The sequence below is a fragment of the Methanobrevibacter filiformis genome (assembly GCF_001639265.1).
GTDB lineage: Archaea > Methanobacteriota > Methanobacteria > Methanobacteriales > Methanobacteriaceae > Methanacia > Methanacia filiformis.
Genome location: NZ_LWMT01000004.1, coordinates 1 through 9300, shown reverse-complemented (window position 1 = coordinate 9300; position 9300 = coordinate 1). Strand labels below are relative to the sequence as shown.

Here is a 9300-nt window from a genome sequence, read left to right as displayed (position 1 = left end):
AAAAATCATTGTATAGATTGTTATGCTCTTATTTTTTTTAATTTTAGATTTAAAAATTTTTTTTCACAGGAGGTTTTTAGATAATAATTAAACATGTAAATAGTATTTATTAACATGAAAAATAAAAACATTGAAAAATAAAATGACAAGGGGTAAAATTTTGACACAAACCACAAAATCAAAAAATTAATGTTGGTTAATTGGTTAATGTCATTTACATACTTTTTATTATGGTTATTTAATATGCCTACTGAGTATTTGTTAGTAGTTTATATTATATTTATTAATTGTTGGGTATGTTATTATACAAAATAGGGAGAATCATGAAAATTTAAAGTAATAAATATGTGAGGATTTATTATGATGAGCACAAGTCAAATACTAACTAGTAATTTATCAATTAGAAAACAAGAAGAACTATTAAACAAAAAACTAAGATGGTACACTGAATCAAGGAAGGATAGGAGAATGAAGGATAAAATAAGTATTGCGGATAATATTATGAATAGGTTGAATATGCAAGGTACTCAAAGAGAAGAAGTAACATATTTCATTAAAAAAGAATGTCCTAATCTTAAAAAGTTATTAAAGAATTGTAGTAAAGAAAAGATAATTGCTTTAGTGTGTTTTTTTATTCTTAAATCTTATAATAGTAAGGTTAAGTTAGAGAATTATAATGTGTTTAAAGAATTAAAATTAACTGATAGGAATTATGCTAATTTTATGCATAATTTATATTGTTGTAGATGATTTTTACTACTTTTCTTTTTTTTTGTTAGATAGCTATTTCTATTTTATCATAGTTTACTATTGGTATTTTACTATTTTTTCCTCCTTGTTTTAATTCTATTAAACCTTCGTTTTCTAGTTTCTTAATTTTTGGTTGTATTGTTGATATATCTTTGTCTATTATTTTAGCTAATTCTCTTATGGATTTTGGTGTTTTAGATTTAATTAGGTTTAATAATTCAATTTCGTTTTCTCCTATGTTTAATTCGTTGGTGAATAGTGTTTCTGTTAGTTGTATTGTTTCTTCTGGATTGTTTTTTAGGTATTTCCAGTTTTCGAGATCTACATGAAGTATTGTTCTTTTTGTTTTTTGGAATGCTTCTTCTAATTGTTCGTATGAGTTGTATTTTTCTTCCATTTTTTCTATGAATTCTTTTGATGTTTCTTCTTTAATTAATGATATTATCATTTTCTTAGCTCCTCTATTAATTCATTTAATTTTAATGTTTTATTTTTATTCAAGTGGTGCAGGACTATTTTAAGGTTAATTATTCGGTCTTCACTTTTTATGGATTTTTGTATATCGTGGTTTGTGGGATCTGGGTGTATGTGTCCTCCTTTTCCATGATAATTATCAATTACTATTTCATCAGGCATTATGGTTACTGCGCATCCTGTTTTCGTTCTTGAGGAGTATACTATTTTGCCATGTACTTTATATTTGTCTTCGATTTTCATGCAATAATATTTTATGTCAGTTTTATTATATAAATGTAATTGTTATATTAACATCACATTAATATAGTTAATTTAAAAAATCAAAAACATTTTTCCGCTGTGTCCTATATAATAGTGAGGAAGTCTAGTACATCTAAATATTCTGATAAATATGTTTTCCTCAAATGACCCCAAATCCTATATAAATAGCTGTTTTGAATGTGAACATACACATATTGTGTATGATTCTCATCATGATGAACATTACTGTGTTAAATGTGGTTTGGTTTTACAACAAGGGTTTATTAATTATGTCCCTGCACCTGTGGTTGATTTGTTTTCGAATGAAATGTTTTTGGAGTATTATTTGAGTAAAATTTAATATTCCTTTATTTTGTTTGAGTTAAAGCACAAAATAATTAATTAAATCAGACCATATTGGAATTGAAATAATAATAATAATAATATTTTTTTGTGCTGCTTTAACTCAAACATTTTATTTAACTTTATTATTTTAGTAGCAATGAATTTTCTTTTATCTAAACTATAACTATTGCTTAAAAAACCGATTTCAAACTTTGTAGAGGATGTTCCATAATTCTATAAGTCGTTTAAAATCTATTTAATTAATTTTTAAGCATTTTAATTAAATATATATTAAAACAAAGTTATTTTAATCATTTTTAAATATAACATGTTTTCATGATATTTAGAATTTTTGCCAATTTCTATGTAGAATTTATAAAAATATATTGATAAACTGGATTAGAATAGCTAAAATTCAATTTATATAACTAATTAAATATCCATATAATTAATTTATCAACAATATAAGACTCTTAAAATACTTATTTAAGAAAATGAGTCTTAATTAATTATCTATTGAATTATGGGACATCTCCTGTACAACAACAATTAATTACTATTTCGTGATTCTATAATTTTTCATTGCTACTAAAATAATAAAGTTAATTTTATTTTCTTACTTTTTTTTTTACTTATTATCATTTATGGGAGTTTTTTGTTAATGACTGATGAATTATTAAAACGAGAGTTAAAAAACGAATTATACATCTATGAGTATGATAGAAGAGATTTATTTGATAAATGGATTGAAACTGCTAGTATTGAGGATTTAGAGCGAAGTATAAACTTGCATAAAATTAGGGATTTACTTCCAAAAGAGGAGGATTTATAAATGAAAAGTGAGTTACAAGATATGAATAATGGTAATATAATATTCCAAAATGAATCCCTTATAATTTTTGAAAAAAATAGTGTTAAGTGGATTGTTACTAAAGATAATCAAATATTAATGACTGTTAAGGATATTGGTTTACTTGGTGGTAATTTAGATAAAACTAAAAGATATGAGCGTGAATTAAGAAAAGAAGAATTCATAACACCTTACAAGTTAAATGAAGAAAAGTGCATATATGCACATTCTGTTAAAAAGCATTTAACTGGTACAGAACACAGTAAAATGCCAGTATTATATAATTATCCTGCTATTACTCAAATACTCGCAGAATTAAGAACAAAACAATCAAGACAAAGAAACCAACAATTAGGATTATTACAAGAAGAAATAAGAACAAAAGGTTACTTTATAAAAAAAGATTATCAAAGTGAAGCATTGAAATATTTAAAATCAATACGAGCAGAAGCTTCAAATGTTCAAAAAGCACTTAATAGTTTTCTTAAATTAGCAAGAGATTACAATACTGATAATATTAAAGTTAAAATATTCTATTCTACAATGCAAAATAAAATTTATCAATTTGTAACTGGTCAAACATCATCTGAAATAATTTATTCTAGAGCTAACCATAAAAAAGAAAATATGGGGCTTACAACATGGAAAGGTAAAAAAGGAGTTACTAAATCAGATGTGCAAATTGGTAAAAACTATTTAATTGAATTAGAATTAGAATATCTTATTAAAACAGTTAATGCAATGATTGACTTAATAGATTTATATGTTTACCGTGGTGATGATATTACAATAGATTATATTGTAAAAGTATTTGATGAAACTCTTGAGATGATAGCTAGAGAAAAGTTAACTGGATATGGTAAAGTAAGTAGTTCTGAAGCTAAAAATCATGCTAAATATGAGTATGTTCAGTATAAAGATAAATTATTAAGTTGATCCAATACAGGTATTTTTCTATGAATTCTTTAATTGATATGTTATTCTTACTTTTTTTAACTAATGGAGGTCTTTTTTAATGAAGCAAATATCAAATAAATTTAGTAAATTTAACTTTAATAAAGGTAAAGTTATTCTAAATGAAAAAAATAATACTGCGTGGTTTAATCAAATAGCTATTGCAGAATTATATTGTGTAAGTCAACAAAGAGCTAGTAAAATCCTTAAAGAGTTAAAAGAAGACAAATTGATTTGTACAACTAATAGTTGTATAATTGGAGAGGGGTCTAAAGCTACAGTATTCTATGATATAGAATCAGTTAAGTATGTAGGAATTAAAACACGTTCGAATGTCGGAATAGAAGTACAAAAAGAAGTTATTCAATTAAGTGAAGAATATCGTAAGAAAGGAATGATAGTAGATAGTAACAGAGCAGATCCTGGTAAATTAATTGACAAAACTATTGAAACATACCAGAAAAAAGGACACAGCACAGAATGGATAATTCAAAGACTTAAAACAATAGGATATAGGAAAGAATTAGGGGATAAATTAAAAGAAGCTGGAATTAAAGATAAAGAATATGGAATAATAACTAATACTTTGTACAAGGCATGGAGTGGATTAACAGCAAGAGGGTATAGGGATTTGAAAAGATTAAAAAAGAAAGATAATTTAAGAGATCATTTCACAACTCCAGAACTTATTTGTACAGAAGTGTCTGAATCAGTTACTAAATATTTAATGGATCTTGAAAAACCTACGGGATTTAGAGATTGTAATAAAGTTGCAATTAATGGAGGAGAAGTAGCTTATAATCTTAAACGAGATATTGAACTTCGAACTGGTAAGAATGTTGTAACTGAAAATAATAACTTACTGAGATAAGCAAAGTTTACCCCTGAAAAATAAAAGGATCTAAAAATCATGCTAAATATGAGTATGTTCAGTATAAAGAGAAATTATTAAGTTGATCCATTATGAAATCTTTAAAGAAAACTAACCATATTATTAAATTTATAACTGCTATGATAGCTATAATGATAGCAGTATTGCCACAAGTAATTCAATTATTACAAGAGTATAAAACAATCACTTTAATTTTATCAATATTATTATTAATCTTAACTCAATCCTTTGATCAATTAAGCACTGAATCAAGAGTAATAAGGGCTGAAGAGTTAAAAGAGGAAGAAATACATAAGGATTGTCAATCCAACAATCAATAAATTAATTATCATATTTGGGGAAGAAAACAAATCAAAAGGAGTAAAATATAAAATGAAAGAATTAAACACCCCAGAATTCCCCAAAGAACTATACAAATCAATAGGATACGAAAAAACACTATGGCTATGTGGATTCGTAAAAACCATGCTAACCTCCATACTAACAACAGTAGCAGGAGCATTAATCATAAATGGAATAATTGAACATCCATTCATGATACAAAAACAAGAACAGAGCATCCTCTTAGGAACATTACTCATTTTAATAGCTATATTTATTGTTATAGCTATTGATTTATATAAAAAACAATCTAAGATTAAGGAGTTAGCTATTATAAATCAAACTATTGAGGATAGGGCCACTGAGATAGCTACAGAATTAGTACTTAAAAAATTAGAAGCTATTGAAAAAGAAAAATTAGATGATTAAAATATAATGCTAAAATAAAAAAAATGAAAATCTTTTCAATGTTGAACCCTTGCCAAACCTTGCCAAACCTTGCCAATGAAATGTGTATAATATGCCACCAAAACCAGCTATTGAAATGTCCATTCATAGAAATGAAATAATTGAACTATTATTAAATGGTGCAAGTTCAAGATACGTTTCAGATTACTTACTAAATAAATATAATGAGAAGATAAGCAAGACTTCAATTAATAACTATAAAAAAAACCATCTTAATATTACTGGTAAAGCTACAGAAAAATATATTGAAAAAAAATCTAAAGAAAAATCTAAAAAAAAGATTGTTAATAATGCTATTAAAAAAGAAATCAGTGCTATTGAGAAAATAGATGAAACAGTTAATAAAGTTGTTACTGGTATAGAGTTATTAGATGCTATAATTGAAGATGCTATGAATATTACATTAAATACTAATGATTTATATTCTGATGAAAGAACAAAGCAGTTAGATATTGAAAGACATAAATTAGCAATTAAAAATAGTGCTGTTAATGCTGTTAAAGTTAAATCTGATATTTTGAAAAGTGATGAAGTTAATGTTAGTGTTAATGTGAAAAGTAAATTAGAATCTTCACAGAAAATATTAATGCAACATGAATTTGTTGATCTAACTAGGAAATTGTTAGAAAGTGCTAATAATGAAAGCAAAAGCTGAAGATATTCCTTCAGATCCTGGCAGTTTTGCTATGTGGGCAAGTGAAGGAACATGGCAACCTTCAAAGCATTTAATATTAATCATAGAATTATTATTATATGTTATTCAAGGCCGTTTAAGCCGTTTAATGATATTCATGCCTCCCAGACATGGTAAATCTTTATTGGTTTCTCATTATTTTTTAACATGGTTTTTAGGGCATTTTCCAGATAAAAGAGTTATTTTAGCTACTCATTCCGCAAATTTCAGTCGTAGATGGGGTCGTAGAGCTAGAAACTTACTTAAAAAAATAGGGATTGATCTATTTCCTGTTCCAATTGAGTTAGCTGAAGACAGCACAGCTGCCCATCAATGGGATATTAAAAATCATAGTGGAGGACTTTTAACCACGGGTACTGGAGGATCGATACTTGGTGAAGGTGCACATGGATTTTTGATAGATGATCCTACTAAAGGGTTTAAAAAAGCAAGATCTAAGGTTCATCAAGAAGAGTTAAATGATTGGTGGTTTACAGAAGCAAAAACTAGATTAGATACTGATATTGCAACTGGGATTAAACCATGGGTTGTTGGTATATGGCAGAGATTAAATGTACAGGATTTAGCAGGGCAAATATTAGAAACTGAACCTCAAATTTCTTTTAAAGAAGCGATTGAAATATTAAGAAATGGAGGTTCCATTCCTTATGGTACTTGGGTTATTTGTAATACTCCTGCAATAGCAAAAGAAAATGATGTTTTAGGTAGAGATAAAGGTGAAGCATTATGGTCTGATAAAGTTCCCATTGAAGAGCTTAAAGCTATTAAAAAACAAATGGGATCATTCAGATTTGAAGCAGTTTACCAAGGAGAACCAAAAACACCTGATGGAGATGTCTTTAAAAGAATATGGTTCAGTAAATCTAGAATAGCTAAAGAAGAAATCATAAAATTAACTGAAGAATTACCAAAATTAAGATACTGGGATTTTGCAGCTAGCGGTGAAGATGGAGATGCAACAGCAGGATTATTATCCTCATGGGATGGAGAATATTTATACTTCATTAAACTCAAACACGCTAAACTATCACCTAAAGCAGTGATAACCACATTTGAACAAACCAGTATCCATGATACTAAGAAAACAATCATACAAATTGAACAGGAGCCAGGTGGAATGAGTAAACTATTAATCCAAAAATTCAGACAAATCAAAGAATTAAAAGGATTCCGTATTCTACCTGATAAAGTCAGTAAAGCAGGAGATAAATTAACAAGATCATTTGATCTTCAAGCACTAGCAGAAGATGATAAAATCCAAATAAGTGATGATATTTTTGATGAGATTGTTGATGAATTATGTGAATTTACTGGTGAAGATGGAGGAGTGGATAATATTACTGATACTGCAACAGGTTCTGCAAGATACTGGCTTAAACCAAAAAGGAGAAGAATAGTATGACACAATCACACTCATTTATAGTAACTAAAAATGGTTCCGAATGGGATTTAGTTGAAAATGATGTTCTTGAGAAATATGCTATTAAAACAGAAGGTTCAGAACAGATAAATGAAGAACAAATGTTTAATGAGATTGATGGAGTACTAACACCTCTTTATGATCCTAGTAAATTAATTAATTTATTAGAGCTGAGCACATGGCATGAACGTTGCGTTGATGCCATAGCTAGTGATGCTTCTGGTAAAGCTTGGGCACTTAAACCAAAATCAAACATCACTAATCCATCCATGGAAGAAAAAATCAGGGCGGAAGATTTTTTCAAAAGGATCAGACCTTCAATAACTAAATTATTATACAAACGTACATATGATACAAGAGCAGTAGGTTATGGTGCTTTTGAAGTTATAAGGGAAAATGGTCGTGATTCAAAAGTAATTGACCTGAAATACATACCTTCTCACACAATAAGAAGATTAGATGATGGTGTGAGAGTTGTTCAGCAAGTAGGTATGAAGAAAGTCTACTTTGTAATGATGGATAAAAATAAAGAAAAATATGGTAAAAATGAACATTACTATGATGTAGATTATAAAACTGGTTTAAAATCATACACTCCACTACCTGAAACTCAAAGAGCAAATGAAATAATTTTCACTAATATACACACACCACGTAGTAAATATTATGGTCAATCTAAGATAATTCCTGCAATAAGAGTTATTTATGGAGATATACATCGTGCTAATTATAATGCATCATTCTTTAAAAATTATGGTATGCCTGCTTTTAGTGTAGTAGTAACGGGGGATTTTGAACCTGATCCTGTACCAAGTGATGAGAATTATGATGAAAAGAAGACTTTAAAGTATAATATTAAAAAACAATTACAAGAAATTATTAAAAATCCTCACTCAGCACTAACAGTAATGGTTCCCACACGCGTAGGAATGGAGGAAAGTCGTGTTCAGGTTGAAATAAAACCATTAAGTGTTGATACTAAAGAAGCTAGTTTCAGATTGTATCGTAAAGATAACAGGGATGAGATAATAGCTGCTCATGGGATGGATCCTAATAGGCTGGGAATAACAGAGTCTGGAAAGTTAAATGGTTCTAATAGTGAAGAGTTAGATAATGCGTATAAAACAACTGTTATTGAGAATATTAAAAAGGATAATGAGGACGATATTAATTATTATATCTTACAAATAGGCTTGGATATTCATGATTGGGAATTTGAAATTATTGATCAAGATCAAAAACGTTTTGACCAGGAATGGGTTAAAGTTAAAGAAGCCTTAGAAATAGGGTTCATGACGATTAATGAAGCTCGTGAAGAAGTAGGTGAGCATTTCAATATTACAAGTAAAGATGATACAAGACTTGATGAGCATTATTATCATGGTCAATTATTAGGTGGTCGCTACGAAGTAAAAGGTGCTGGTAGTGTTTATAATGCGTTGGAGAATGATTTAATAGGTGAAGGTGTTGCTAATGATGGTGGAACAGCAAATAAGTATGAAGATTCAGCAATCATTAGGAGTATTAAACGCCTTAGAAGAACAAGAAAAATACCGTGACCAATTAGAAATAGATCTAAGAAATGATTTATACATTTTTTGGGATGATGTTGAAAAAGAAATAATAGCTAATATTAATAATTCTAGTGAAATATTAAGTAACTATCTTGAAAAATATCATGATTTGTTATTAGTTTATTCTCATTTAGCTTATAAAAATGGTGCAGAGTACACATCAAATATTGCAAGTTTAATAGAAAAAGGACTGTGTCAAAAACTTCAGGGTGAACAAGTGAAAAAATTCAATGAAAAGTACAACATATACATGTAATGTTCAGTATAATTCAAAAAAAGTGAGTATAATAACATTAATTAAATGGAGGAAGAATA

At 27.9% G+C, this 9300-nt stretch carries 13 protein-coding genes; 11 read left to right on the top strand and 2 right to left on the bottom strand.

Going from position 1 to position 9300, the window contains the following annotated elements; translation table 11 throughout:
• Positions 1-360 precede the first annotated feature (360 nt).
• Positions 361-750, top strand: a complete 390-nt coding sequence (locus tag MBFIL_RS00135; RefSeq protein ID WP_066970177.1) for a hypothetical protein — start codon at positions 361-363, stop codon at positions 748-750.
• A gap of 25 nt (positions 751-775) precedes the next feature.
• Here the strand turns inward: MBFIL_RS00135 and MBFIL_RS00130 are convergent, their stop codons facing one another.
• Both MBFIL_RS00130 and MBFIL_RS00125 read right to left on the bottom strand, forming a co-directional pair.
• A complete protein-coding gene (locus tag MBFIL_RS00130; protein ID WP_066970174.1) occupies positions 776-1198 on the bottom strand; it encodes an HVO_A0114 family putative DNA-binding protein in 423 nt (140 codons plus the stop codon).
• Positions 1195-1467, bottom strand: a complete 273-nt coding sequence (locus MBFIL_RS00125) for a hypothetical protein (RefSeq protein WP_157078596.1) — start codon at positions 1465-1467, stop codon at positions 1195-1197. Before MBFIL_RS00125 ends, MBFIL_RS00130 begins: the two co-directional genes overlap by 4 nt.
• 151 nt (positions 1468-1618) lie before the next feature.
• Here MBFIL_RS00125 and MBFIL_RS10385 point away from each other — a divergent pair, with 151 nt between their 5' ends.
• The 10 genes from MBFIL_RS10385 to MBFIL_RS00085 all read left to right on the top strand — a co-directional run bounded on the left by MBFIL_RS10385 (position 1619) and on the right by MBFIL_RS00085 (position 9241).
• Positions 1619-1828, top strand: a complete 210-nt coding sequence (locus tag MBFIL_RS10385) for a TFIIB-type zinc ribbon-containing protein (RefSeq protein ID WP_157078595.1) — start codon at positions 1619-1621, stop codon at positions 1826-1828.
• Between the two features lie 645 nt (positions 1829-2473).
• Entirely contained in the window at positions 2474-2644 is a 171-nt protein-coding gene (locus MBFIL_RS10380) for a hypothetical protein (RefSeq protein ID WP_157078594.1), read from the top strand.
• A complete protein-coding gene (gene rhuM, locus MBFIL_RS00120; protein ID WP_066970163.1) occupies positions 2645-3598 on the top strand; it encodes a RhuM family protein in 954 nt (317 codons plus the stop codon).
• A gap of 79 nt (positions 3599-3677) precedes the next feature.
• Positions 3678-4487 (top strand): hypothetical protein, encoded by an 810-nt coding sequence (locus MBFIL_RS00115; protein WP_066970160.1) that lies wholly within the window; start codon positions 3678-3680, stop codon positions 4485-4487.
• 92 nt (positions 4488-4579) lie between these two features.
• The gene (locus MBFIL_RS00110; protein ID WP_066970158.1) at positions 4580-4828 is read left to right on the top strand and encodes a hypothetical protein; all 249 of its coding nucleotides are present in this window, start codon (positions 4580-4582) and stop codon (positions 4826-4828) included.
• A 52-nt stretch (positions 4829-4880) separates the two neighbouring features.
• Complete coding sequence (locus MBFIL_RS00105; protein WP_066970154.1) at positions 4881-5258, top strand: hypothetical protein; 378 nt, start codon at positions 4881-4883, stop codon at positions 5256-5258.
• A 91-nt stretch (positions 5259-5349) separates the two neighbouring features.
• Positions 5350-5952, top strand: a complete 603-nt coding sequence (locus tag MBFIL_RS00100; protein ID WP_066970151.1) for a hypothetical protein — start codon at positions 5350-5352, stop codon at positions 5950-5952.
• Entirely contained in the window at positions 5936-7393 is a 1458-nt protein-coding gene (locus tag MBFIL_RS00095; RefSeq protein WP_066970148.1) for a phage terminase large subunit family protein, read from the top strand. The genes MBFIL_RS00100 and MBFIL_RS00095 overlap by 17 nt, the downstream gene beginning before the upstream one ends.
• The gene (locus MBFIL_RS00090) at positions 7390-8970 is read left to right on the top strand and encodes a phage portal protein (RefSeq protein WP_066970145.1); all 1581 of its coding nucleotides are present in this window, start codon (positions 7390-7392) and stop codon (positions 8968-8970) included. Before MBFIL_RS00095 ends, MBFIL_RS00090 begins: the two co-directional genes overlap by 4 nt.
• A complete protein-coding gene (locus MBFIL_RS00085; RefSeq protein WP_066970142.1) occupies positions 8909-9241 on the top strand; it encodes a hypothetical protein in 333 nt (110 codons plus the stop codon). Before MBFIL_RS00090 ends, MBFIL_RS00085 begins: the two co-directional genes overlap by 62 nt.
• The last annotated feature ends 59 nt before the right edge of the window (positions 9242-9300 follow it).